Raw genomic sequence first — 24390 nt, forward strand, 5'->3', positions numbered from 1 at the left:
TGCGCTAGCTGTAGCGTAGTTCTTAACAAAACCTCACCTGCAAATTAAGTTTTAAGAACAGCTCGCCGCCATCTTCGTATAAATACCCAAAATCATGCCGAGAAGTGCTTGGCGTGTCAAGTTTAGTATTATTGAACAGGTAATCTCTAAAGTCATCATCATTATACAAATGATAGCAAAGCAACATGCCGTCATCGCGTACGATTATGTAACCGCCGTATGTAGAAAGTCGAGTATCCCACTTACGACTTGGCGCCATGCCGAGCGCAACTGCGCGCAAGAATGATTTCACCTTGTAACTAATTTCTGCCACGCCTAAACCGTGCAAGCCTTTCGCCCCACTCAGCGTGCACAGTTGCGTCATCGTTACTCCCCGTCCTGAATAATAATCAACCAACATGCTTGCAAGAATGTTGGGCATGATGCTGTCAATCACACGCATGTTACGATTAAACACTGCGCTTTCGACGTGCGAAAACTCTAAAACACCGCCAGCCTCTACGATCACCTGTAGTCTATCTCGCATTTTTCGTGAGCCGCCCATATTATTGACTTCATTGAAATTACCGTTGAAGTTATGGACTTTATAAATGAAGTTCGTTCGCTTGCTTGCATTAAGTAATGTTGACGCCCCGCCAACCTGTGACTTTATAGAGAAGCCAATTGGCTTGCTTTGAGTGATTAGCTCGTCCTTGATAATCGCCTCGATATCTGATTTCATGCTAGAGTTTGCTTTGACCTTTTCTAGATGGTAATCATTCATTAATGCGACCGCTTCGGGCAATTCAAAAGTGCTAGTATTAGCTGATTTTATCACCTCAAATACTCTTTGGGTTTTTCTGGTAATAAATGTGTACTTACGGCGTCAACCAGTTGTCCACTTTTCGTCAAAATACGCACTATGCCATCTTGCTCGAGGTCGTATACATAAGGCCTGTTCTCGATATCTTCACGGAATATTTTTAGAAAAGTGTATTCGTCATCTGTCGGTTGCAGGTTCATATCTGCTGCTTTAATTTTGTTCTCACCAAAGTGCTTACTGATCAAGTTGTCATAACGACCATCTTGCTTCATGGCAGTTATAGTACGGTTAACCTTGCCCAAAAGATCGACATTATTCTTTTTTATAGCAATCGCGTAATTTTCGTTAGAAAGCTCGCCCGGCAATATTTCCAAATCCGAAAAACCTTGTCAATCAACCAGCCGACTGTCCAGCCAATCAAAGACTACGCTATGTGCCAAACGTAAATTATTCAGCTGACAATGAGCGTCGGCGCCGCTTTGCGAATCGAACTCATGCAGCGTCGTATCAAGTTCGCGCCGGATAAATTTATCATAGAGACATCGCGTTTGCCGCTGGAGTTCAGCACCTTCGCCTTCCCCCATGAGAAACAGCGACGGACAAGTGATAGCTTGGTGGTCGACGACCTTTGCCTGTCCGAAAACTTCATCGATCGCCGAGCGGAAGTCGCTCGCGCCGAACTGCCAAGCGTATTTTTTCAAATTGATATCGGCGGCTTCATTGATGTTCCCCGCTAATTTTAAGGCGAGATTCATCAGCCAGCCGGGCGCTTTGAGCGCTGCGCCGAACTCACGGCGGAACAGTTCTGCCACGTCAAAAATAGGCGTGCTGGCAATCCATGCGCTAATCCTCGCGTCTTTTGCGGCCGCTTGAGCAGTAAAATACCCGCCGCCGCTAACGCCGTATAGCGCAATGTGACGCGCGTCGGGATTTTCGGTTTGCAGCCAGTCAAGGCACGCGGCAATCGGCTCGCCGGCGTCGACGGTAAAAGTGAGACCTCTGGCGGGATTAGAGCCTTGACCGGGTAAATCGACCATCAGTACATTATAGTTCCGCTGCCACCCCGGCCAGCCGGCAAAATAGAACAAATCCTCCCGGTACGTATCACCGCCGCCGACCATGACCACGGTTGGGCGGTTATTGTCGCAGTAAAGATAATAGCCGGGTAAATAGCCAGTTTGATACGGAACGCGCACGGGTTTGATCGGTATATTTATCGCCCTGACCGCACCGGTAAAAGCGTTTTCCATAGCGCAAACAAGCTTCGGATATTCCGGAGAAAACGGATCAATGAACTGCAGTACTGCCCGATAGGCATAGGTTGCGCCAAAATAGCAGTCGGCGGCCATTTGTTCACCGGTGGCTGCCTTTGCCAAGCGAACGAGATAATCGGCATGGTCCGTAAAACAGGCTCGCCACTTACTCGGTTTCCCGTCACGCCCGATCTTATGCGCCAGATAAAACAACTCTCCATGCGACATACCGAACAGTTCCGCCACGCCGAGCATCCAGTTGAAAAAGAAATCGGTATCGTCATTGTCAAAGAAGATTTTAGTCGATTGCCGTTTGAGGATCTTTTCGTTTTTTTGCATGAATAACCCCTTTGGACGTTTTTTGAAACGAATAATTTTATACAGTATCGTGATCAGGCAAACAATCCTTCATCGACGTGGTGCGGATGGGGAGAGTCGAACTCCTGTCTCAACCTTGGGAAGGTCACATAATAGCCGTTATACGATACCCGCAATGGGGATATTATACCTGATTACCCACCAAACTACTAGAGTATTGCAGCACTTTCTTGACGCTTATGCTAAAAGTTTGGCATATAGTTTCAGTACGTTACAATGGAAATATGACAAAGCAAAAACTAATCCTAACAAGCATAGCAACTCTTGTTGTCATCGGCGGTTTGTCGCTCGGTGCGCTGCTGCTGCCAACACTCGCAGCTCTCGGCGCAGCGGTAGCGTTGATGACGCAATGTACGATTGCGGTAGAACGACGAGATTAACAAGCACGAGCTACTCTGCCCACCCAAAGCCCACATCCAGACCTATTGATTGCGGTTATCATCCACAATTCGCTTAACCTCTTTCACATAGCGGTCAGCTTCGGTATTCCAAGGCGCATGTCCGCTGTGCTCAAACCACACCAGCTCTTTCTTGGGCGCATTGAGCAGCTGGTAATATTCCTCAGCAAGATAAGTCGGTGCGTTCAAATCATGACGCCCAAGCAAGAAGTACATTGGCACCTCCAGCTTCGTGGCACTCTTGCGAAAGTTAATGTTATACAGTTGCGGGAACACCTGATCAAGAGTCCTGAACAAACCAGCTGCCCAATTATACTTATCGATCAAACCGTATTCAGGCGCAAGAACTGATGCGTATATATTTGACTTTGATGGGTTGATATTACCACGCCTAGCCATTTCATTATCCAAATATTGCAAGTAGGCAAGCATATCAAATATCACACTGTCACCATAATAAGGCGGTGATCCACGGCGCTCTAGCTGTTTAACTTTTGCTGTATCACCCCGTTCTTTAGCAATCTTTAGCGCTAGCTTATAATCATCAACTTCAGTTTGCGCAAAATCAACCATCTGTCCACTACCAATAAATGCAGCATAGTCCTCTGGATGCCTTTGCATCAACAAGACACCGAGGGCACTACCCCAGGATTCACCAATGACGTAAATCTTTTTCTTACCAAATTTCTGCTTTAAGTACTGCGTTACCGCATGACCATCCTGGAGATAACGATCGAGCGTTATCTGCTGACGCGGCACTGCCCAGCGCGACTTACCAGACCCTGGCTGATCCCACTGCACCATCACGAAATTATCTTCCAGCTCACTCAATGCCACCCTCGCATTACCCATTTGTGAACCACCCGGACCACCAGACAAAAAGAGAATCACCGGCGCATCTTTATTTTTACCGCGAAGTGTTAACCACTGCTTGCTATCATTTACAGTAATTTCACGCAATTCAGATATAGCATTATCACCATCGATATGTGGTGTATATGTCATGAACTGTGAACTAATAACCGCGATCAGCATAACACCGAAAGCGACTCCAAGGAGCTTCGCAGTATTGCCGACAAATGACAAGGCAAAGGGGTGATGAAAAAGTGCGGCCACCCCAGCGATAATTAAAAGTAATATTGTTGCGACAGCTACTATACCCGCCAACACGAACAGGCAGAGCAAAATTATTGATACATTCATATCGCCACTGTAACAAAATATTGAACAATGGTCAATATTTTATAATGTATTATACTGTTACTATGAATACCCAGCATAAATTACAACGGCAACATATTCGCCGTAATCAAATACTCGACGGACTGCTCGAGTTGCTATCCGAGAAAGATAATGGACCACTAAGTGTTGCTGACCTAGCAGCAAAACTCGGTATCGCTAAGGGTGGACTGTACCACTATTTTGATTCGATTGATCAAGCATTCATGCAGCTAGTTGAGCGTGAATACGGCGCCGCCATCAATGAAGTTGAACTGGCCCTGCACTCAGCTACTAATGCCTCCGTAGTAGAACAAATCACCATCCTTACCACTACTTACATTCAAACAGCACCAACAAATCGTGCGCTTGATAGTTATCTTCACCTTGATGCTTATGCGCATATTCACCAGCGATCACTCGCCTATATTACCGAGCGCTTAGCTGCAATCCTCGGAGAGATCATACAACGCGGTGTAACGGACGGTATTTTCATATGCGTCAACCCACAAGCTACCGCGACCGTTATACTTGGTATGGTTGCGTTTATCGGTGATAAACATATATTCCCTACTGACCATGAACTACATAGCGCCTACCTTGAGGAAACGGTACGCCTCATGGCACTTGGTCTGGGATTGAAAGCCGATACTTTCGCTGATATAGCAAAACAACTGACGTAATAAGAACTAACTTATATAGTACAATAAGATGGCGAGTTTGTGGCTCTTTAGCTCAGTTGGTAGAGCAGAGGCCTGAAGAGTCTTGTGTCCCCAGTTCAAGTCTGGGAGGAGCCACCAAATATTGCATTTTATTCGCGGCTTTGTTACAATAAATCGTGAATTACATGCGGGTATAGCTCAGTTGTTAGAGCGCATCCTTGCCAAGGAAGAGGCCAGGAGTTAGAGTCTCCTAACCCGCACCAATTTGGAACTTTCTAAGATTTGGTCGCCCTGAACGGACGACCGTTTTCAATTTTATTCCGAAATAGTGGCAATATACACCAAACTTGAACCTATCTCGAGTGTAAAAGCTGAGCCGTACAAGCTCAGTTCTGAGCACCTTGCGGACACGCGCACCCACTCGCCCCACCAGAAAAACCTTTGAATTATCTTTTTGAAATTCTCCCCGCCGATCTTTTTATTTTTTAGTTGAAAAGGGTGTTTTCTGGGTGGGGACGTGTCGCTTTGGCGGCTGGGTGTATTTTTCGTGTATTCACTCCGTGAGCACACGAAAAAAGTGATATAATAAAAGTTGATATTTAATAAACTTGGATCATTATCGTCATGACCCAGCAGTTCACTCAAAAATATACCATCGTTCAGTTCTTTGACGATATTGGCGAGGGGTACGAATATTCATCCGACAGCTGGCCGCTCCACTCTACAATCGTGGATACGTTCGCCATTGACTGGTCTGTCGATGAGATGGTCAGTCGGCTAAAAGATGTCCTCAAGAATCACGCTACCGCTGACTCAGTGACTGAAGACGACAGGTTCTTCGGTGATCAAGGGCAGGTTCAGGTAGTATTACTCAACCGGTCAAATAGCTTGGTTGAACTTCATCAAGATATCCTGACTACACTTGAAGAAGGTGGGCTAAAGCTCAACGATCCACAATTTGCTCGTGACGGGTTTCTTCCGCATGCAACTGTCCAAAAGCACGCGCGACTCGATAAGGGTGACAAGGTACGATTTACTGCGCTTAGTATTGTTGATATGTTTCCGGACAAAGATCCATACAAGCGAAAAGTGCTTAAAACCATTGCAATCGGTAGCTAGTTTACAGATTCTGCTGACTTCTCGAAGTGAGTATCCTTGCTGTTGATACATGAGCCGATTGTATTGACTTCTCCATGGACAGGCCTTCGAATAATTTCATCGCAACCTCTGCGCTAAACATATCGCCAGCTCCGACAAGATTGATGATTTCACTATCATTCAGCGGGTGCTCTGTGGGTATATTGATAGTATTTCCGTTTTTCAGCAGCGCAGTTCCATTCTTGGCTCCCGTAACAATGATTGCAGTGTTCGACTGCTTGTTTGTAGGTCATTTGAGGGTATTGACTGTTACTAATGCTCATAACTATTTGAGGCACTGTGGCCTATCCTCATTTCACTACATCTGAAATGCCGTCATCCAAAAACATATCGTGGCTATAAGCGAAAGCGGAGTCATAACATATCTTTCTTTCCTACTTTTTGAAATCATGTTCATAATAGTATTCAAAGATAGGTAAGTGGCAAAGAAAAAACAAATATATTTAGTAGCTCCAAAAGACAACCACAAAGGAATAAAGCCTCCAGCCTGCAAAATAATTATCATTGCAAAAATTTGGATAGCCACCGAAATGACTGCCATAACTCTAAATTTCTTAGGTAAGATTTTATGTTGTCCACCCATTGTAAATTCGCCCAAAGGCAAACCGCAAGCAACAAGAACTGTCATAGTTGCTATAATTCCAAATAATACTGCACCTAATATTGAAAACATAAATCAATATCCTCCTTCGTAAAATATAAATTCCATTTGACCTGCTAATAATCATAGATGAGCTGTAATCATTTACTCTATCCCTACTCTTTTATAGGAGCGATCAAGCTCTACGTCTCTCGCCTACACGACCACCTATCTATAAAGGAGCTAGCACACGACAGGACTGTCGTGATTAGTGAATATTATAAACTATCATTCTTTGGGTAAACGAAAAAGACTCCCGTGCTTATGCTAAAAATACAAGTTTATTGTATCAATTAATTTGGCCTAACTTTTCCTTAATTTCGTGTATGATATTGGCAGCATACTCCGTGTCTTCAGTTGTTTCAAGTTCGGCTCCCAATTCGGCAATTTCGTCGAGCAGCGGATAGTGATCCTGAAACACATCGCCCCAATCATCGCGCGCAAGTGTTGCACCCACGATATAACTACCGAGACAGTCGAGTGGCTCATTTTTGCTGTTTTGCAGTATATGTTTGATTTTATCTACTACAATCTGCTTTCTATTGTCATACATAAGACTACCATAACATAAATGTGTACCCCTTCTGGGGACGATATGTCCTTTATATACTAGCGTTGGGGTGTCACTCCAAGAACAAGTTTTCCGGTTTTATAATCTATCAATTAACTCTAGTAGCTTTTCCCACGAGGCTCTGTCGGTATGATCATTGTCAACGGTAACAGCGTATATGCAAACTTTATATAGAAGAGTATGTTCTTGTGAATTAATCCAGGTCTGCATCTCCAAAGGATATGCTAACTAATCAGAAAGCCCAATAGCTGCGCCGTAATCAGTAGTCAATAGGTCAAGTCCGTCATGTCTAATCTGATCCGCCCAATATCTGCAGTGTTCGACTGCTTGTTTGTAGGTCATTTGAGGGTATTGGCTACTGCTACTATTCATATTTATCATTATAATGGCTTTGGTGATTTGTTTTACGCGACTCAATCTCGTCAGTAATCGCAAATAGCACCTGCCAATCCTTTGGTTTATCGACACCTTTGTCTAGACCACTCAATATAGACAACATCTCATCAAGAGCGGGATCCAACTCGACCGTCGAGTCATGTAGCATCAAACTAAGTAATTCATCGACGATACGTTCAGATTTAGTTTGCGGATAGCGTGTGTTAGGCTGGTTATAATCTCCTCGCTTACACAATTCCGCAATATCCATAGCACGCGCAGCTTGAATTAATGCTAATATTTTAGTAGTATTACCATTTTGAACTATACTCTCTGGCACTTCTTGTATCATTCTATCTATACTATAAAACATCTATGTATGTGAGTCAGTTTTTCGTCACGACTCCGGTCTATATGTCACGTCCTAGGACTGGCATACTTGTGTCTCGAGACTCCGTTATTATTTGGTCTACTAACTCATGGAATTGGTCAAACGAAAACGAACCCTCAACGACTTATCTTTGTTTGGCTTCGCTTATGAGTCACGAACTTTTGGCAAGAATTTCTGAATAGATCTCTCACATTGATTAAGCAGTTCGACATTAAGCGGTACTGGATTATTGTTGTTTAAAGAATAATACCTCTGGTCACATATACTAGTGAGATCATCCCACGATACAACAGACGAGTCCTCGAGACCGCGTGCCAACGAGAACGCAAAACTGTCAAGATATTCAAGGATATCTGAATTATCAGCATTTTCACGAATCATTTGAATCATATCACGTGCTAGAACTGCCTGCTCATTCTGTTTCATAATCTTATTCTGGTTTTATAATTTATCGATTAGCTCTAGCAACTTTTCCCATGAGGCTCTGTCGGTGTGGTCGCGGTCGACAACGCCAGCATAATATCGTATTGCATAAATATCTGGATATCTTGGGGCTGAGATCCATTCCTGCATATCTAGTGGATAAGCTAACTGATCGGAAACCCCAATGGCTGCAACCCAGTCAGTAGTTAACAAATCAAGCCCATCAGCTCGGATCTGCTCCGCCCAGTGCTTGCAGTGCTTGACTGCTTGTTTGTAGGTCATTTGAGGGTATTGATTATTTTTATCGTATTCTTCTGGCAGATCATCAATTAGTTCCAATAACTTTTCCCACAAAGCTCTGTCGGTGTAATTATTATAGTCAATGTCTATAGCATATGTACGAACTCGATACAAATGATAATATTTTTGCGGATCAATCCAAGTCTGCATATATAGTGGATAAACTAGCTGGTCGGAAACCCCAATGGCTGCAACATAATTAGTGGTCAATAAATCAAGCCCATCAGCTCGGATCTGCTCCGCCCAGTGCTTGCAGTGCTTGACTGCTTGTTTGTAGGTCATTTGAGGGTAGTTATTTTTACCATACTCTTCTAGCAGATCATCAATTAGTTCCAATAACTTCTCCCACGAAGCTCTGTCGGTGTAATTATTGTAAATGCTTATAGCATATATACGAACTCGATATAAATGATAATATTTTTGCGGATCAATCCAAGTCTGCATATATAGCGCATAAGCTAACTGATAAGAAACTCCAATGGCTGCACCATAATCAGTGGTCAATAGGTCAAGCCCATCATGCCTAATTTGATCTGCCCAATATTTACAGTGCTTGACTACTTGTTTGTAGGTCATTTGAGGGTATTGATCCTCGCCGTTATTCATATTTTATAATTATATAACATGAAAAAGTCCCAGACTAATAACATAATATTAATCTGGGACAGTCGTCTCCTTTCTGATTATCGAGCATCTTCGGGCGGAATATGGGCCTCGGGATGACTAGACGGAAAGTTCTGGTCTGTCCAATGATAATTCTCGTCAGATTTTCCTTTAGTGTCCCACGAGACGCGATAGTTATCTTTGTAGTACTGTGTCACATGCAGATCTACCTGTCGCCTCCGGTCATAGAAGACCCCGCTGCGATCATTGGTGTCATTATCGCGATTGCTCACACCTAGCGGCAACGTATTTGTCCGCGCGCGACGGTCATACAGTGTCCCACCAGGCGCATCGGTGAAATTCTGCGCGCCATGCGGGTCAAACGGATCGCGCCTATACGTCACGGTTCCATGCTGGTCCATGACATAGTGCCCGTGGCCGGGCCCGTCAGGCTTGCCAACACCACCGAAGTAGATGTTGGTGTTGCCGTCTGACTCTTTCGAAATCCAGACGTCGTTTCGATATTCAAGTGGAACTCCAGCCTTTTCAGCGATCGACTTTTTGTCTTCACACCGTTTTCGGTTTGCCGACTTCAGTGCATCGAGCCTATCCTTGAACGCCTTGGCACACGAGTCAAATTCGGCTTTGGCGCGTTTGAAGGCCTCCTGCGCTCGTTCGTGCTCTGCCTTGGCAGACAGAAATGCCTGCCGGACACCGGCAAACTCATCCTTAGCAGTCTGAAAATATGGCTTAATGGCCTCTAGATTTTCACGAGCCGTACGGATTTCAGCGACAAGCCGTCGCCGTTCGGCAACACAGTCTTGGGCCTCTGCCTTGTATGCATGCCCCTGATCTGCGTACATACGTGCGCTGGCGCCATCATGCATGCCGTGAGCTAACGAAGCTGACTCGAAAGCTGACTTCATATTCTGATACGCCCGCTCTTGTTGAGCGTTCAAACTGTCAATTCGCGGACCATTGGAATTTTTTGTAGTCCGATAGCGCTCCCAGGCATCTTGCTGCGCCTCATAGGCACGTTGCTTGGATTCGTAAGCGTTATTCATGACATCTCGTGCCGCAGAGCGCCGCGCCCAGGCCTCTTGCTGTGCATCGTATGCGGACTGCTTATTCTTGAAGGCAGAGTCCATTGCCTCTTTCAGGCGATCGAGCTCTACGTCTCTCACTCTCAACCACCTATCTATAAAGGAGCTAGCACACGACAGGATTGTCGTGATTGGTGAATATTATAAACTATTCATCAAATAAAGAAATAGCTCCCGCGCTCCATGCTTTTGTTAAAGCACAGAACACGGGAGCGCGGTGACTCCTTTCCTATCGTTTCGTCCATTCGCGTATGCGAGCGGACTCCAGCTCGTCCTCTCTAGGCAAGCTACGCGAGGTGTCTACGTCGGCCTCGTAGAATTGAACGGTAACGGGCGTTATCCCGTCGCCACCCTTTGAACCTACGCGGACTATCTCGTACGCGTTGGCCCCATCGGGCATAATCTCACGGACCTTCGACAGCGGATAACGAAGGAAAAACATCTCCTTCACGTCAAACCGTCCTGTGCCGATGAGCCTCAAAGAACGTACGTGATGTTGCAGATCGCTACTATCCATACAGGCCTCCTCTGGAGAGGCCTTTGGATAGCGAGTAAACCATTCTCCGTTCACAAGTTCGATCCTGTAAGGAAGTATAGGCTCAATATCCTTGGAGACTGGTCGCATAAACCGCTCCCAGTCACTACGGATCATGAAATACGGGTCCAGATCTTCGGTAGCCCCATATTTCATACGAGCACCTTCAGGGATCCCCACCATTCGCGCACCGTACCAATATTCATGTGGATACGAGTGCACAAAGAGTCCGGGACCATACTCACGACTATCCGATAGGGACAGATGGCTCATATCCAAAATATGGGCAACCGCCCATTCTGGCTCGGTCGAGGCAGGTTTCCACACCCGCTCATCCAAGTTCATCTCAACGTAGCTCGTGTTATAGGATTGGGATACGGTTGTGATTTTTGGATGCGCGCAATCGCAAGCCTTCCGAGCCATCTGGTTCTGCCTCATGATGTAGTCACTACCGTGCTTGCCTAGCCTCATCCGCAATAGTGGATCACGAAGAGCCTCCTCGGCCGTAAGGGCGACATCAAAAGCGTCACCTCCTCTTGTAGCGGCACAGTAGCTCAGGTAGTCTTCGACATCTAGCACCGAGATCAGCGCAGAGACAGACTTGAGCTTGATCAGCTCGTAGTCGCTGGCTTCAGCAAAGTAGCCTGGGTCGATAACTTTCGTCTTGCCGTATCGACCAGCCTCTAACCTAAGGAAATCACTGGCTGGTATACGCCCGCCATGATGACATCTGACATTGTCGCCCCATCCCCACTTGTAGGCACCCATGACACCCGCATAGTCCGACATCGGACCGACACCGTGCGCTACAATGAGCTTCGGCCTACTATCGCCACCAAGTCCGTAATACTCAGCGCTGGAGGTCGTGTATGCTCTCCTCCACATATTTGATTTCTTTCCAACTCTTGATCGCAACCTCACCACGTCCGGAAGCGTTGCGACGCGACCACTTGGGCCAGCGAAAAAACTCGCAGCTCTCCAGGCGTCCTGTATGCCATTGGGACACATAAATGCCTTTGCCTTTGGTTTGATCATTACGATACATCCTTCTTTCGATAGAAAAGAACACCCAGGCGGACACCTAGGATATGTATATATTATAATACAAGTCAACATATGTAAATAGCCATACAGCCCACCCACACCTCACGAATACTATAGAGCGGTTGATTAGTTTCAGCCGAGAGCATATAGTTGTATATATGAAAGATATCATTACAGTAAATAATCTCACCAAAACGTACGACAAGAAAAACGTCGTCGATGGCATCTCGTTTGCGGTGAAACGCGGCGAGATTTTTGGTATTTTGGGGCCAAACGGTGCCGGCAAAACAACTACCCTAGAAATGATGGAAGCGTTGCGCGACATTGATGGTGGCGATGTGGAGATAGACGGCATAGATGTCGCCAAGCATCCGATGCAAATTAAAAATATCATCGGCATCCAACTACAGGCAACCAGCTTTTATGACAAACTAAATCTACGAGAACAGCTCAAAATGTTTGCCAGCCTGTACGGGGCAACTGTAGATGCTGATGCGTTGCTCGCAAAAGTCCAACTGACAGAAAAAGCTAAGAATTATGTCGAGCAACTATCTGGCGGACAGAAACAGCGATTTGCTATTGCATCAACGCTAGTCAATAATCCAACGGTGCTGTTCCTGGACGAGCCGACTACTGGACTTGACCCACAGGCACGACGAAATCTCTGGGAGCTGATCGAGAGCATACGCGACGAGGGTATCACAATTGTACTTACCACACATTACATGGATGAAGCTGAGCTACTATGTGATCGACTAGCCATCATGGATGAAGGCAAGATCATCACCATCGATACACCAAAGAACCTAGTCAAACAGCTACTTGATCGTGGCTTCAAAAAGAAGCAGACTGTCGAGCAGGCAAATCTAGAAGACGTATTTATTGATCTCACAGGAAAGGCAATTCGGGAGTAGTATGAAAAAATATTGGAAAGGTATATTCGGACAAGTCCTAGCGACTATGAAGCGGTTTACCCGCGACAAAATGGCACTATTCTTCACCTTTTTGTTCCCACTATTGTTCCTGTTTGTATTTGGGTCAATATTTAACAACCCATCAGTCAACTTTAACGTAGTCATTGTTGACAATGCCAAAAACGACTTCTCTAAGGGCTTTATTGAGGGCGCCAAACAAGATAAAGGCGGTGCTCTAAAAGTAAAAGAAATCACCACCATGGACAAAGCCAAGGAGAAACTAAAACATTCTCAGATAGAGGGTATTATAGAGCTACCAAAAGGATTCGGAGAGGTCACAGGTGAGGGTGATTCTGCAAAACCACGTGGTACGCTCAACGTCCTCTACTCAAAGGGTTCTGAACAGGCAGGTAGCACATTAAGTGCTATCATGGGCCAAGTAATTGATGAAATTAACAAGCATATGGGACAGCCAGAGGCACCATTTAAGGTTGCGTCTAAGGCTATCGGGGATGAGCGTCTCAGCACCTTTGATTACACATTTACAGGGCTTTTAGCATTTAGCTTGATGAGCATGGGCGTATTTGGTCTCGCCAACCAAATGCCGACCGAAAAGCAAAAAGGCTCATACCGCCGTCTACGCGCTGCACCGTTTACCGCTGGACAACTGATTATAGCCACAGCCATCACATACACAATCATCTCTATAATCAGTGCTGCCATGATGATCATCGTTGGTATGCTCGCCTTTAAATTCCAGATGCGCGGCAACTGGCTATTGCTCGTTCCGTTCCTAACGATCTGTGCTGCCATGATGACTGGTATCGGCCTAGCTATCGGTGCTTGGGCAAAAAACGAGAATCAATCCTCGCCGCTCAGCAATCTAATATCTTTCCCTATGATGTTCCTTTCTGGCGCATTCTTCCCTGCCTACCTGTTTCCAGAATGGCTACAGGGTGTCAGCAAATTCATCCCAATGGCACCAGTGGTTGACGGATTTCGCTTGATTATGGCCGAGAAAGCCGGCCTCATCGAAATATTACCACAGGTCGGAGGTGTACTTATCGCCATCGTCATAGTTTATACGCTGGCAATCAAGCTATTCCGATGGGAATAGTCCTCACCGCAGGAAAGTACATACAGCCACGATATAGTTCGTGGCTGTATTATTTTTCGCAAGCAACACTATACTAAAAAGATTACCAACTTTTAGACCTGTCGCTCAGATAGATTACGCTAGTGCTTGCAATAACATATATACTTGCGTTAAATAAACATAGAACGAAGGCGCGTCAGCAGGCAGCCAGCCTGTCGCCAACGTTGGTAGGGAGCAAAAAAGTTAATGCACGACAAAGGGACCTATTTAGTCATCTCACGTCCATCGAAAGAACAGTTCGAAAGAGCAGTTTTAGACACAGTACCCTCTATACTTCGCATAAAATACCAGTGCCCGGAAGGTAGAGAAGAAGAATTCGTCGGTACCCTTCACACAAATATAACTGACCTCCTCGACGGAGGCTGGGTAGTTACGGGCGAAGACTGGTGGATAAGCGATATCCACGAAGGATACCAGAGCTATAGTCTAGAGGTATCGCAAAATGGGGACGCACTACTACATCTAGAATCAGGCGTAATATATGGCCACATACGCTCCTAGATGATAATAGCCTGCTACGAAGTTGAGCCCGCTCCTTCGTGGGCGGGCTCATTTTTATATCACTACCACATCATACAGAGATTGATATTTAGCCCAGACAACACTATCCTTAAGTATATGAGTATCAGATTAGAAGAAATCAAAAAAGAACTCGACCTACTCGCTAGAGGCAATGAAGAATACGCCAAATTCAACGCACGAATCGTCAATACTAACAAAACCATGCTCGGAGTGAGGGTGCCGGCCCTACGCAAGTACGCAAAGCTACTAGCGCGAGATAGCTCATTTGACGATATCAAAAAATACATCGACTCAATCGATTCTAACGTATTTGAGCAGACCCTGCTCGCTGGCATATTGATAAACTCCTCAAAGTTGCCTGATCGTGAAAAAATTGCACTTGCAACACAGTACCTGAAATTCGCTGACAGTTGGGCAGAGATCGACATATTCGCTAGCAAACGAAAAAAATTTGACGATAAACTATGGTGGAATTTTGCCAGTCAATCGCTCAGTTCACCCGATGAATTCACGGTGCGTTATGGCGTAGTTGAAATGATGGCTAACTTCCTAAACAATGCTTATATAGAACAAGTATTTCAAGCTCTACGAGGCATCAAACATGACGGATACTATGTCCGCATGAGTATAGCATGGCTATACGCTACCGCAGTGGTCGACTACTACGACCGTACTTTAGAGGAAATCCAAAAACCACATCTATCGCTATGGACTAAAAAGAAGGCCCTAACAAAAATGTGCGAGAGTTATCGTTTTAGTGTCGAACAAAAGAAGGCGATTAGAGCTTTACGAAGCAATCTAAAATAAAACACCAGGCTAGATTGATCGAGCCTGGTGCTTAGAGTCTATGTGCTAATCTATTTCATCAAATCCTTGAAGTTCGTCAGTTCACTTGGAAGCACAACTAGTGTTTTTTGGCTTGGCTCAACAGAGATTTTTTCGAGTGTCTGCAGCGTGCGGATATTGATACCGCCCGGAATCTTTGACAGCATCTTAGCAGCATCGGCAACCGCCTGAGCTGCTGCTTTTTCACCCTCGGCCGTGATAATAACAGAACGTCGCTCTCTCTCAGCTTCAGCCTGCTTTGCCATTGCACGCTTCATATCTTGTGGAAGCTCGATATTTTGGACTTTGACATTCTCCACATCAATCCCCCATTTGTCGGTTTCCGAATCTACAATTGTTTTGATTTGCTGAGAAATCTCCTCACGCTTTGCGAGCAAATCATCTAGATCGACATTACCCGTCACGTCACGAAGTGCCGCCTGAGCAAACTGGCTTGTTGCGTAGACATAATTTGTCGTCTCAAGCATCGCCTTCGCACTATCTATCACCCTCAGATAAACCACCGCATCGACGCCGACCGTCACGTTATCTTTGGTGATAATCTCCTGCTTCGGAACATCTATCGGCATACTACGGACGTCAACCTTCATCATCTTCTGAAAGACCGGTACAACATACCGAAGCCCCGGCTGACGCACACCCGTAAAGCGCCCGAGTGTCAGCACGACGCCACGCTCATACTGATTAACAACCTTTACTCCGCCAGCTAAAAGTGCGGCAATAAAAAATACTATTGGGAAACCCATTCCAAGTAGTGCAGTGAGTGGTTCCATAATTCCTCCTTTATAAGTCTAATTATATCACTTTAGGGCGTCGTTAATCAGCCGGTCGATGAGGTCAGGGTAATGAAGTCCGTCAGCCCGCCACAATTTAGGGTACATGCTAATATTTGTAAATCCAGGAAAAGTATTCACTTCGATAACATACGGCGTGTCGCCCTCGACGAGGTAATCAATCCGCGACAAGCCACGACAACCAAGCACCGCATAAGCACGTGCTGATATATCACGGATGCTTTCCTTTAGATTCTGGTCTATCTCGACATCGGCAATCACCTGAGACTTGCTGTCTGCCGAGTACTTATCGTCGTAATCGTAGAACTCAGACCCAGGAATAATCTCACCGACCGCTTGTGCAACCTGATGATATGGAGGCACTCCCAACACCGCTGTTTCAATTTCACGACCAGCCACCGCCCGCTCAATCAAAACGCGATCATCATGCCTCAGAGCTTCCTCAATCGCCGGAGTAAACTCACTTTCATCATGAACTTTCGTAACACCAACCGAACTACCAGCCCGAGACGGCTTCACAAACATCACCGTCCCCAGCGCTTCTGCTATGTCACGATAAGCAGGTATCTTTTCGCCCTTCCGATATACAACAAAATCAACCGTTTTAATTCCGTTCGCCTCAAGTATCTGCTTGGTCAGAATCTTATCCATACAGACAGCGCCAGCAGTCATGTCACAGCCCACGAAAGGTATGTGCGAAAGTGCCAAGAGCCCCTGAATCGTACCGTCTTCGCCGTTTTTTCCATGCAACACTGGCAGCACGACATCTGGATGAATTACCGTGTTGCCAGGAACTACCATCAAGCTCCCTGTTCCAGGTGCACAAAGCAATTGAGCTCGACCGTGATGCACAGGTTCATCCGACCACTCGTCGAGAAGCCACCACTTTCCACGCCTATCAATATAGCCAAGAAGCGTATCGTATTTTTCGCCATCCAGCGCAGCATAAATATTTCGGGCCGAGCTAATCGAGACGTCATGTTCAGATGACTCACCGCCAAACACCAAAAGTATGGTTTTGCGCGTCATAAATATAGTATATACTACAGCCCAAAAAGCGTACAATAATAGATATGGCAAGACGACCACTAGCAGAAGAAATACGTCCCCAGACACTCGACGAAGTGATCGGACAATCACACCTACTGGCAAAGGGTGAAATTTTGCGACAAATCGTCCTCAAACAAGAACCAGTTAACTTGATATTGTGGGGGCCGCCTGGAACGGGCAAAACTACCCTGGCTCGTATCATAGCCAATGAAGTCAAAGCTGATTTTTTGGAGCTATCCGCTGTTACCGCCAGCAAAAAAGATGTTACAACAGTAATCGAACACGCCAGACAAAACTGGGGCCTCCAAATACGAACTGTGTTATTTGTCGATGAGATCCATCGATTCAACAAAGCTCAACAAGACGCATTTTTGCCTCATGTTGAAAGCGGTCTAATCACCCTCATCGGCGCAACTACCGAGAATCCTAGTTTTGAAGTCATTAATCCCCTACTCAGCCGTAGTCATGTTCTCGTGCTAAAGCCTCTGACAAAAGATGAGATTATATTAGTCCTAAAACGCGCACTACTAAAGCTCAAAAAAACTAAGTCTGTAACACCAAAGGCACTTGATTATCTCGCCGAACTTTCTGGCGGGGACGCTCGTGTCGCACTCGGCAATCTAGAGCTAGCCCTCAGCTTTGACGAAAAAGTCACTACAGAGATTGTCAAAACTGCCGCTCAAAAAAGTATTCCTGGCTACGATAAAAAAGGCGACATGCACTATGACGTAATATCGGCTTTCATAAAATCAATGCGTGGTAGCGATGTACGTGCAACTCTTTATTACCTATCTCGCATGATTGACGCCGGCGAAGACCCCAAGTTTATCGCCCGTCGTATGGTTGTGTTTGCAAGTGAAGATATCGGCCTTGCTGGCAACGGAGCGCTTTCTTTGGCTGTAGCGACATTTCAGGCCGTTGAACGTGTTGGACTACCTGAAGCAAATTACAACTTATACCACTGTGCCACAGCACTTGCTCGGAGCGAAAAATCTCGTGAAATTACCGACCTAATGAACGATGCGAAAAACCTCGCAAAAACCTATCCAAATTCCGCCGTCCCACTTCATCTACGAAACGCACCAACAAAGCTCATGAAAGACCTGGGCTATGGCAAAGATTACCATTGGAAACCCGGCTTCAAGCACAAAAAAGGGTTCTTGCCAGACGACATTAGCGATATGCTATAATCAAATGTATCCATTTCTCAGGAGAAAAACATGGCAAAACAAGAAACACAACAACCACCATACGCGCCACAACCAAATCCAAGCGCACAATACGGTCCAGAACCAAAGCCTCAAAATACGCCCTATGAAGAGCAGCCAGTCAATCAACAGTACTTCGCCCAACCACAGGCGGCACCAGTTCAGTATGTTATTATGGCAAAATCGCTCAAAGGTGTTAGGGGCGGATTAGCCTTCTTTATGATAGCCTTCTCTATCTATGGAATAAACTTGGTTAGCGCATTCTTTTCTTCTCTGCTAACAATTAGCATTAGCAACCCCGAAGGTATTGTTTCGGTGATATTCGCGCCCATTACTGCTACGCTATCTATCACCTCAGCGATGTTAATTGGCATGCAGAAAAAACTTGCTAGATCGTTTTCGGTCGCAACACTTATGGCGTCATTCCTGTATATATCATGTTCTGTAGTAGTCTCTGCTATAGTCGAAGGACCAATGAGCTACGGGTTTATCATCGTACTAATCAGCATAATCACCACAAGTATGATAATAACTATGTTATTATCCGTATATTTCTTCTCCTCTAGGGCCGTTAAAGAAACACTTGTAAACTAACGGGAAAAATCTGTCAGATAAATAGGGCCGTCTTATAGTGGCCCCTATTTATCTGACAGTGGATGCTCGCTACACTCCACGAGCACACCCTCATATGGTCGCAGCGTCACTTCACCGTCTGCGCCAATGTCCGGATAATCAACTGGATGAGTACAACACAGTACCCGTCCACGATGAGGAAGTTTGACTCTACTAGCCTCTCCGCCAAAATTAAGCGCAACATAAACATGCTGATCACCCAACCAACGAGAATAAGTGAAAACATCCGCCTCTAGCTCACCAAACGCTTCATATGTTCCATTGCGTAATATATCGTGTTTTGCACGAAGCCTAAGCAGTCGACGATACAACGACAGAAACGAATCAGCTTCATGAAGCTGTGCTTCGACGTTATGCTTTCTGACACTCTTGCCAATTGGTAGCCATGGCTTGGCATCGCTAAAGCCAGCATAACGACCCTTTTGCCACTGCATCGGTGTACGCTCAGGATCGCGACCAGCAGATAAGTCACCTCCGCTGAATACCGAGAGGTCTTGAACCTCCTCGGGCTTGATTGGCGTATTTGGCATGCCCAGCTCGTCGCCATAATAAACGGTCGGTAGCCCCGGCAGAGTCAGTTGCATAAGTGCGATCAACCGCGCCTGCTCCTCTCCGCCCATCCGCGTAACAATCCGCCACTGATCATGATTTGAAAAACAATACACTGGACGGTGCACTGCTGGATCAAGCATCCCCTGGAACTCAGTCACAAAAGTCCTAAACGCATCCGCATAAAATTCCGTCCAAAGCCCCTGAAAGTTAAACGGCATACCGATTTTTGGGTTAACATTATAGAAACCTAAATACTGTTCCTTGGTGGAATAATTAGCGTCTGGATAATCCTCAAATATCACAATCCGATTATCATACTCCGCCATAACATCAGTCAGTTCACGCAGATACTTAAAGAGATTTTTACCAAAGCGACTGTGTTTGTGGGTGAGTGAGTCAAACTGATTTGGCGCCTCGGTATTTCGCCACAATTTATTGACAGGGTCGTCTCGGAAATCTGGGTCTTTACTGATCCATCGTACGGCATCGGCCCGAATTCCATCTACACCCAAGTCCATCCAAAAACGAATGACACGCTTCATCTCCTCGCGTACCGCTTGATTGTCCCAATTTAGATCCGGTTGTTCTTTTAGAAAAGTATGTAGATAGTATTGCCCTCGCTCCTCGTCCCACTCCCAAGCTGGACCACCAAAAATACTGAGCCAGTTATTTGGCAAACCGCCATCAGGCTTCGCGTCGCGCCAAACATAATAATCTTTTTTGTCGCTCAATTTGTTTGACCTAGACTCGAGAAACCACGGATGCTGATTTGACGTATGATTTGGAACAAAATCCACCATCACATTTATACCGCGCTCATGCGCCTTTTCGATCAGCTCCTTGAAATCATCAAGCGTGCCAAAAAGCGGATCTATATCGCAATAGTTAGCTACATCATAGCCCATATCCGCCATCGGGCTTGGGAAAATCGGGCTAAACCATATAGCGTCAATCCCTAGAGAATCTTTAAATCCATTTATATAATCAAGCTTTTCGATCACACCCCTCAGATCACCAACACCATCTCCGTTACTATCTTTGAAGCTTCGCGGATATATCTGGTAGATAGCGTTGACTTCACGCCACGGCTTACCTGCCATGATTAGGCTCTTTCTCATCGTACAAGGCGGCATATACGCCGTTTGTCCAACCAAAACCATCTTGCAGTGGATATTCACCGCCGCCGCCAGCGTCTGCGTTTACGACATCGTATTTCTCAACCATTTTTCGTGACTTAAGATAAACGGCATCACATGTAGCCAACCAGCGTCGGCGAATTTCATCGGCAAGCTCGTGGTAGCCATACTCACGCAAGCCCTGAATCGCTATCCATTGAAGCGGCGCCCAGCCATTTGGTGAATCCCACTGCTGTCCGTTATTTTCTAGGGTAGTTACCAGTCCACCCTGGCGCAAAAAACGCTCCTTTATACACTGCGCCACAGCCGAAGCCTGCTCTGCAGTGGCAATTTTTGCGTAGAGAGGAAATACTGTAGCAAGCGTCAAACGATCCGAAGCCTCACCGCGTCGAAAGTCATAATCCACAAATAAGCCATGTTGCCTTTTCCAGCAATAACGACGCACCGCCTCAGCTCGGCGTTCTGCCAATTGACGGAAACGCTTCGCGAGAATCGGCTGTTTGATCAGCGTGTACGCCTCTGCAATCGTCTGTTCATGTATGTAAAGTAGGCAGTTTAGATCGACCGCCACCATATCGGTCGTATGAATACTCTCGATATTATCTACTTCGCGGAACCAGCGAGAGCTAAAGTCCCAGCCACTCTCGGCGCCAGCTCTCAGATCCAAAAAAAGCTTGTGTTTATCATCAGTTTTTGCGAGCTCAGCAGTTTCGAGATCCTCTCGCCTAGACTCAGGACGCGGTGTCGTCTTGTTATCATAGTAACGATTTAGGATCACTCCATTTGGCATCCGCACGACACGTGCATAAGCAGCATGATCAGGACGGTCGCCAGCAATCTTTCGTCCACGCATCCAAAAACGATACTCGGTCAGTAGCGAAGGAAGATACTCAGCGTACGTCCGCGTTCGCCCGCGATGTCTTGCCAGCAGCTTCACCATAAGTGCAAAAAACGGTGGCTGTGATCGACTCAAAAAATAAGCCCGGTTTGCTGTGGGAATCATGCCAAATTTGCGTAGCATATAGGTATAATTTCTCATCATACCCTGAATCAACGACCACTCTCCATCGGCGGCAAGTCCCAACATAATAAAATAAGTATCCCAATAAAATTGCTCGCTAAACCTACCGCCCGGCACAATATATTCATACGGCAGTGCGACCAGCGATCCACGATTTTTACGATTACGTCTTTTTAGGTGTGGCCAGAGATTCGTGATATGTTCTCGGGCGGTCGTCTCATCACTCGGCTTATAGTCGTGACGCTTGTGTAGCTGAATCTCATAAAAGTGCCGATTTACAAACTCATGAAGGTTGAAGTCTGGATCCTGACGCTCGACCTGGTATTCTTTTGCGAGAGCCTTGGCGCGCTTTCGCGGCACCATATCGACAAACGTCTTGCCGTCTGGATACACTTGCTGGCGCTGCACGTCATCAAAAAATCCGCCCATAACTTCGTCAGGGCTCTTTTGCGTCCGAGCAACTGGACCGGTCGCATGGACAACGGCCGTCTTGACTTTATCGGTGCTTTTTTCAATTATTTTCGGTTTTTTCTTAAACACACGCCGAAGCATAAACTGTATTATAGTTGTTTTTTCTATCTGTTACAAGCGTACTTTTGGTGCTAAACAATTGACATTTTATTTAGTTTATGCTAATATAAAGATGTGGTTTGATCAAAACACAAAAAGCTCATAAAAAATTACATCACCCAGCTATAAACGTACGCCGAACGATCGACGCGGCGACAAAAAGGAAGCATCATGAACATAAAGAAAATATCTGTTCGATACATCGGATAATAACTATTTAGAAAAACACCCCACTTCTCGTGGGGTGTTTTATTGGCTTACTTACCAGCACGCTTACGCTCGTTTGGATCTAGGTATTTTTTACGAAGTCGCAGTGCCTTTGGTGTCACCTCAAGCAACTCATCATCCTCAATAAAATCAATACTTTGCTCGAGGCTCAGATCGACAAACGGTGTCAGCTGAACCGCTCCGTCCGATGACTTACTGCGCATATTGGTCAAGTGTTTAGCTTTGCAGACATTAATCTCCATATCCTCTTGGCGAGTATTCAAACCAACTATCTGTCCAGCATAAACATTGACAGCCGGACCGACAAACAGCTCACCTCGACTCTCAGCGCTTGCTAGCGCATACGGCGTCGTTACTCCAGTTTCAAATGCAATCAATACACCATTTCGAGTACTCTGTAGTTTACCGCCCAGAGGTTCATAGCCATGAGGTAGTGAATTCATAATGACCGTACCCTTGGTGCTAGTTAGTAGAAGGTTGCGCAGTCCGATCATTGCACGCGTTGGTAGGATGTAAGTAATTCTCGTCATGCCGCTAGAAGTGTTTTCTTGGCGAACCAGCGTCGCCCGTCTAGCCCCAAGCTCCTGGCTAACTACACCAACAAATTCTGGACCTACCTCGATCTGCAGCTCTTCGACCGGTTCTTTTTCGACTCCATCTTCGTTAATTGTCACAACCTGTGGACGACCGACCTCAAACTCAAAACCTTCGCGTCGCATCGTCTCAATCAAAACACTCAAGTGTAACTCTCCACGACCAGACACCTTAAATCCAATTCCCTGCTCTTCAACCCGAAGCGCAACATTTGTTTCAAGCTCTTTTTTGAGACGATCGCCGATCTGACGACTAGTTGTAAACTCGCTCTCCTTGCCCTTAAAAGGACTCGTATTCGGGCCAAGATACATGCTCAATGTTGGCGCCTCAATTGCTATGGCCGGCAGAGCTTCTGGAGCGTCTTTATCGGCAATTGTATCACCAATATGAGCGTCTGTGATACCTGTCAATGCAACAATATCGCCAGCTATCGCACTATCGACCTCTTCACGCACAAGACCACGATATGTAAAAATCTTATCGATACGCGCCGAACTTATAGCCCCATCCTTTATAAGCGCCACAGCTTGCGCGCGCCTAGCCTGACCCCGAGATATCCGACCAATCGCATACTTACCCAAAAATGAGTCATACTGAAGCGCAGTCACCAGCAACTGTAGACCACCATTTGCTTCAACATTTGGTGCTGGAATATCGTTAATAATTGCGTCAAAAATTGGCGTCAGATCAGCCCGTTCTGATGAATCACCAGGAATATTTGGCCATGCCTTACCATCTCGCCCAATCGCATAATAAACAGGATAGTGAAGCTGAGTCTCGTCGGTAGCTAACTCTAGAAATAGATCGCTAAGCTCGTCTTCCACTTCAGCGATACGACGCGCTGGCTTGTCAATTTTATTGATGATAACAACAGGCTTTAGGCCGACCTTTAGCGCCTTGCTAAGCACAAACTTTGTTTGTGGCATCGGACCTTCTTGAGCGTCGACAATCAACAATACACCATCTGCCATATTTAGCGTACGCTCAACCTCACCCGAAAAATCAGCGTGTCCTGGCGTATCAATAATATTTATTTTGTAATCACCATAGTAAATTGAGGTTTGCTTCGCAGTTATCGTAATACCTCGCTCATGCTCCTGATCACCAGAGTCCATAATAAGCTCCTGATTCATTTCAGCCTGGTTGTCACGAAATGTCTTTGACTGCTTTAGAAGTCCGTCAACAAGCGTCGTCTTGCCGTGATCGACGTGAGCAATAATTGCGATATTTCTAATATGTGATGCGTCGTTCATAATTTATCCTTTATACCGAGAGCTAGCCAGACCGATAAACACTTGATATCAAGCTTACC

General features: G+C 45.8%; 27 protein-coding genes and 3 tRNA genes. 11 read left to right on the plus strand and 19 right to left on the minus strand.

Translation table 11 applies throughout. The annotated features are described in order from the left end of the window. Positions 1–22 precede the first annotated feature (22 nt). The 4 genes from GWK75_03150 to GWK75_03165 form a co-directional block, all read right to left on the minus strand. Positions 23–817 (minus strand): HpaII family restriction endonuclease, encoded by a 795-nt coding sequence (locus GWK75_03150; protein ID QHU91430.1) that lies wholly within the window; start codon positions 815–817, stop codon positions 23–25. Further along, positions 814–1176: a transporter substrate-binding domain-containing protein gene (locus GWK75_03155; GenBank protein QHU91431.1), complete on the minus strand. Its 363-nt coding sequence runs from the start codon at positions 1174–1176 to the stop codon at positions 814–816. The genes GWK75_03150 and GWK75_03155 overlap by 4 nt, the downstream gene beginning before the upstream one ends. A 15-nt stretch (positions 1177–1191) precedes the next feature. After that, positions 1192–2394, minus strand: coding sequence for an alpha/beta fold hydrolase (locus GWK75_03160; protein QHU91432.1), 1203 nt, complete (start codon positions 2392–2394; stop codon positions 1192–1194). A 78-nt stretch (positions 2395–2472) separates the two neighbouring features. After that, positions 2473–2547: transfer RNA gene (locus tag GWK75_03165), tRNA-Gly, on the minus strand. Positions 2548–2612: 65 nt separating this feature from the next. Here GWK75_03165 and GWK75_03170 point away from each other — a divergent pair. Beyond that, positions 2613–2813, plus strand: coding sequence for a DUF4342 domain-containing protein (locus GWK75_03170; protein ID QHU91433.1), 201 nt, complete (start codon positions 2613–2615; stop codon positions 2811–2813). A 42-nt stretch (positions 2814–2855) separates the two neighbouring features. Here GWK75_03170 and GWK75_03175 read toward each other — a convergent pair whose 3' ends face one another. Then, positions 2856–4034 carry an alpha/beta fold hydrolase gene (locus tag GWK75_03175; GenBank protein QHU91434.1) on the minus strand — a complete coding sequence of 393 codons (1179 nt, stop codon included), beginning with the start codon at positions 4032–4034 and terminating at the stop codon, positions 2856–2858. Positions 4035–4096: 62 nt separating this feature from the next. Here GWK75_03175 and GWK75_03180 point away from each other — a divergent pair, with 62 nt between their 5' ends. The 4 genes from GWK75_03180 (at position 4097) to GWK75_03195 (ending at position 5830) form a co-directional block, all read left to right on the plus strand. Then, the gene (locus GWK75_03180) at positions 4097–4732 is read left to right on the plus strand and encodes a TetR family transcriptional regulator (GenBank protein ID QHU91435.1); all 636 of its coding nucleotides are present in this window, start codon (positions 4097–4099) and stop codon (positions 4730–4732) included. A gap of 41 nt (positions 4733–4773) precedes the next feature. After that, positions 4774–4849, plus strand: a tRNA-Phe gene (locus GWK75_03185). 49 nt (positions 4850–4898) lie between these two features. Further along, positions 4899–4974 (plus strand) — tRNA-Gly (locus GWK75_03190). Between the two features lie 361 nt (positions 4975–5335). Then, positions 5336–5830: a hypothetical protein gene (locus GWK75_03195; protein QHU91436.1), complete on the plus strand. Its 495-nt coding sequence runs from the start codon at positions 5336–5338 to the stop codon at positions 5828–5830. A gap of 1 nt (position 5831) precedes the next feature. Here GWK75_03195 and GWK75_03200 read toward each other — a convergent pair whose 3' ends face one another. From GWK75_03200 to GWK75_03240, 9 genes are all read right to left on the minus strand, one after another. After that, positions 5832–6071 (minus strand): hypothetical protein, encoded by a 240-nt coding sequence (locus GWK75_03200; protein QHU91716.1) that lies wholly within the window; start codon positions 6069–6071, stop codon positions 5832–5834. 96 nt (positions 6072–6167) lie between these two features. Continuing rightward, entirely contained in the window at positions 6168–6542 is a 375-nt protein-coding gene (locus GWK75_03205; GenBank protein QHU91437.1) for a hypothetical protein, read from the minus strand. Positions 6543–6798: 256 nt separating this feature from the next. Further along, on the minus strand, positions 6799–7062 hold the full coding sequence (locus GWK75_03210; protein ID QHU91438.1) for a hypothetical protein: 264 nt from the start codon (positions 7060–7062) through the stop codon (positions 6799–6801). A 246-nt stretch (positions 7063–7308) separates the two neighbouring features. Beyond that, positions 7309–7452: a hypothetical protein gene (locus GWK75_03215; GenBank protein QHU91439.1), complete on the minus strand. Its 144-nt coding sequence runs from the start codon at positions 7450–7452 to the stop codon at positions 7309–7311. Beyond that, entirely contained in the window at positions 7445–7807 is a 363-nt protein-coding gene (locus GWK75_03220; GenBank protein ID QHU91440.1) for a hypothetical protein, read from the minus strand. The genes GWK75_03215 and GWK75_03220 overlap by 8 nt, the downstream gene beginning before the upstream one ends. Positions 7808–7990: 183 nt before the next feature. Further along, positions 7991–8272, minus strand: coding sequence for a hypothetical protein (locus tag GWK75_03225; GenBank protein ID QHU91441.1), 282 nt, complete (start codon positions 8270–8272; stop codon positions 7991–7993). Positions 8273–8287: 15 nt separating this feature from the next. Then, positions 8288–9175: a hypothetical protein gene (locus GWK75_03230; GenBank protein QHU91442.1), complete on the minus strand. Its 888-nt coding sequence runs from the start codon at positions 9173–9175 to the stop codon at positions 8288–8290. Positions 9176–9252: 77 nt separating this feature from the next. Continuing rightward, positions 9253–10356: a hypothetical protein gene (locus GWK75_03235; protein QHU91443.1), complete on the minus strand. Its 1104-nt coding sequence runs from the start codon at positions 10354–10356 to the stop codon at positions 9253–9255. A 148-nt stretch (positions 10357–10504) separates the two neighbouring features. Then, the gene (locus GWK75_03240; GenBank protein ID QHU91444.1) at positions 10505–11845 is read right to left on the minus strand and encodes a hypothetical protein; all 1341 of its coding nucleotides are present in this window, start codon (positions 11843–11845) and stop codon (positions 10505–10507) included. A gap of 167 nt (positions 11846–12012) precedes the next feature. Here GWK75_03240 and GWK75_03245 point away from each other — a divergent pair, with 167 nt between their 5' ends. The 4 genes from GWK75_03245 to GWK75_03260 all read left to right on the plus strand — a co-directional run bounded on the left by GWK75_03245 (position 12013) and on the right by GWK75_03260 (position 15253). Beyond that, positions 12013–12768 carry an ATP-binding cassette domain-containing protein gene (locus GWK75_03245; protein QHU91445.1) on the plus strand — a complete coding sequence of 252 codons (756 nt, stop codon included), beginning with the start codon at positions 12013–12015 and terminating at the stop codon, positions 12766–12768. Between the two features lies 1 nt (position 12769). Next, a complete protein-coding gene (locus GWK75_03250; protein ID QHU91446.1) occupies positions 12770–13885 on the plus strand; it encodes an ABC transporter permease in 1116 nt (371 codons plus the stop codon). Between the two features lie 225 nt (positions 13886–14110). Continuing rightward, entirely contained in the window at positions 14111–14425 is a 315-nt protein-coding gene (locus GWK75_03255; GenBank protein QHU91447.1) for a hypothetical protein, read from the plus strand. A gap of 117 nt (positions 14426–14542) precedes the next feature. Beyond that, complete coding sequence (locus GWK75_03260; GenBank protein ID QHU91448.1) at positions 14543–15253, plus strand: hypothetical protein; 711 nt, start codon at positions 14543–14545, stop codon at positions 15251–15253. A gap of 50 nt (positions 15254–15303) precedes the next feature. Here GWK75_03260 and GWK75_03265 read toward each other — a convergent pair whose 3' ends face one another. Together GWK75_03265 and GWK75_03270 are read right to left on the minus strand one after the other, a co-directional pair. After that, a complete protein-coding gene (locus GWK75_03265; GenBank protein ID QHU91717.1) occupies positions 15304–16038 on the minus strand; it encodes a slipin family protein in 735 nt (244 codons plus the stop codon). A gap of 54 nt (positions 16039–16092) precedes the next feature. Continuing rightward, positions 16093–17115, minus strand: coding sequence for a D-alanine--D-alanine ligase (locus GWK75_03270; protein QHU91449.1), 1023 nt, complete (start codon positions 17113–17115; stop codon positions 16093–16095). Between the two features lie 44 nt (positions 17116–17159). Here GWK75_03270 and GWK75_03275 point away from each other — a divergent pair, with 44 nt between their 5' ends. Continuing rightward, complete coding sequence (locus tag GWK75_03275) at positions 17160–18326, plus strand: AAA family ATPase (protein QHU91450.1); 1167 nt, start codon at positions 17160–17162, stop codon at positions 18324–18326. A 30-nt stretch (positions 18327–18356) separates the two neighbouring features. After that, positions 18357–18938: a hypothetical protein gene (locus GWK75_03280; GenBank protein QHU91451.1), complete on the plus strand. Its 582-nt coding sequence runs from the start codon at positions 18357–18359 to the stop codon at positions 18936–18938. Between the two features lie 44 nt (positions 18939–18982). Here the strand turns inward: GWK75_03280 and GWK75_03285 are convergent, their stop codons facing one another. The 3 genes from GWK75_03285 to typA form a co-directional block, all read right to left on the minus strand. Further along, on the minus strand, positions 18983–20629 hold the full coding sequence (locus GWK75_03285) for a DUF3459 domain-containing protein (GenBank protein QHU91452.1): 1647 nt from the start codon (positions 20627–20629) through the stop codon (positions 18983–18985). After that, positions 20619–22238 (minus strand): alpha,alpha-trehalase TreF, encoded by a 1620-nt coding sequence (treF, locus tag GWK75_03290; GenBank protein ID QHU91453.1) that lies wholly within the window; start codon positions 22236–22238, stop codon positions 20619–20621. Before treF ends, GWK75_03285 begins: the two co-directional genes overlap by 11 nt. 275 nt (positions 22239–22513) lie before the next feature. Next, positions 22514–24331, minus strand: coding sequence for a translational GTPase TypA (gene typA, locus GWK75_03295; protein QHU91454.1), 1818 nt, complete (start codon positions 24329–24331; stop codon positions 22514–22516). Positions 24332–24390: the final 59 nt, after the last annotated feature.

The organism is Candidatus Saccharibacteria bacterium oral taxon 955 (assembly GCA_010202265.1).
Taxonomy (GTDB): domain Bacteria; phylum Patescibacteriota; class Saccharimonadia; order Saccharimonadales; family Saccharimonadaceae; genus Saccharimonas.

Excerpts from the sequence above, each read along its gene's own strand:
- GWK75_03180 (QHU91435.1), top strand. The coding sequence starts at position 4,097 with ATGAATACCCAGCATAAATTACAACGGCAACATATTCGCCGTAATCAA.
- GWK75_03265 (QHU91717.1), bottom strand. The coding sequence starts at position 16,038 with ATGGGTTTCCCAATAGTATTTTTTATTGCCGCACTTTTAGCTGGCGGA.
- GWK75_03250 (QHU91446.1), top strand. The coding sequence starts at position 12,770 with ATGAAAAAATATTGGAAAGGTATATTCGGACAAGTCCTAGCGACTATG.
- GWK75_03240 (QHU91444.1), bottom strand. The coding sequence starts at position 11,845 with ATGATCAAACCAAAGGCAAAGGCATTTATGTGTCCCAATGGCATACAG.
- GWK75_03195 (QHU91436.1), top strand. The coding sequence starts at position 5,336 with ATGACCCAGCAGTTCACTCAAAAATATACCATCGTTCAGTTCTTTGAC.
- GWK75_03220 (QHU91440.1), bottom strand. The coding sequence starts at position 7,807 with ATGATACAAGAAGTGCCAGAGAGTATAGTTCAAAATGGTAATACTACT.
- treF (QHU91453.1), bottom strand. The coding sequence starts at position 22,238 with ATGCTTCGGCGTGTGTTTAAGAAAAAACCGAAAATAATTGAAAAAAGC.
- GWK75_03270 (QHU91449.1), bottom strand. The coding sequence starts at position 17,115 with ATGACGCGCAAAACCATACTTTTGGTGTTTGGCGGTGAGTCATCTGAA.
- GWK75_03170 (QHU91433.1), top strand. The coding sequence starts at position 2,613 with ATGCTAAAAGTTTGGCATATAGTTTCAGTACGTTACAATGGAAATATG.
- GWK75_03210 (QHU91438.1), bottom strand. The coding sequence starts at position 7,062 with ATGTATGACAATAGAAAGCAGATTGTAGTAGATAAAATCAAACATATA.
- GWK75_03275 (QHU91450.1), top strand. The coding sequence starts at position 17,160 with ATGGCAAGACGACCACTAGCAGAAGAAATACGTCCCCAGACACTCGAC.
- GWK75_03215 (QHU91439.1), bottom strand. The coding sequence starts at position 7,452 with ATGAATAGTAGCAGTAGCCAATACCCTCAAATGACCTACAAACAAGCA.
- GWK75_03280 (QHU91451.1), top strand. The coding sequence starts at position 18,357 with ATGGCAAAACAAGAAACACAACAACCACCATACGCGCCACAACCAAAT.
- GWK75_03205 (QHU91437.1), bottom strand. The coding sequence starts at position 6,542 with ATGTTTTCAATATTAGGTGCAGTATTATTTGGAATTATAGCAACTATG.
- GWK75_03255 (QHU91447.1), top strand. The coding sequence starts at position 14,111 with ATGCACGACAAAGGGACCTATTTAGTCATCTCACGTCCATCGAAAGAA.
- GWK75_03260 (QHU91448.1), top strand. The coding sequence starts at position 14,543 with ATGAGTATCAGATTAGAAGAAATCAAAAAAGAACTCGACCTACTCGCT.
- GWK75_03160 (QHU91432.1), bottom strand. The coding sequence starts at position 2,394 with ATGCAAAAAAACGAAAAGATCCTCAAACGGCAATCGACTAAAATCTTC.
- GWK75_03225 (QHU91441.1), bottom strand. The coding sequence starts at position 8,272 with ATGAAACAGAATGAGCAGGCAGTTCTAGCACGTGATATGATTCAAATG.
- GWK75_03175 (QHU91434.1), bottom strand. The coding sequence starts at position 4,034 with ATGAATGTATCAATAATTTTGCTCTGCCTGTTCGTGTTGGCGGGTATA.
- GWK75_03230 (QHU91442.1), bottom strand. The coding sequence starts at position 9,175 with ATGAATAACGGCGAGGATCAATACCCTCAAATGACCTACAAACAAGTA.
- GWK75_03285 (QHU91452.1), bottom strand. The coding sequence starts at position 20,629 with ATGGCAGGTAAGCCGTGGCGTGAAGTCAACGCTATCTACCAGATATAT.
- GWK75_03245 (QHU91445.1), top strand. The coding sequence starts at position 12,013 with ATGAAAGATATCATTACAGTAAATAATCTCACCAAAACGTACGACAAG.
- typA (QHU91454.1), bottom strand. The coding sequence starts at position 24,331 with ATGAACGACGCATCACATATTAGAAATATCGCAATTATTGCTCACGTC.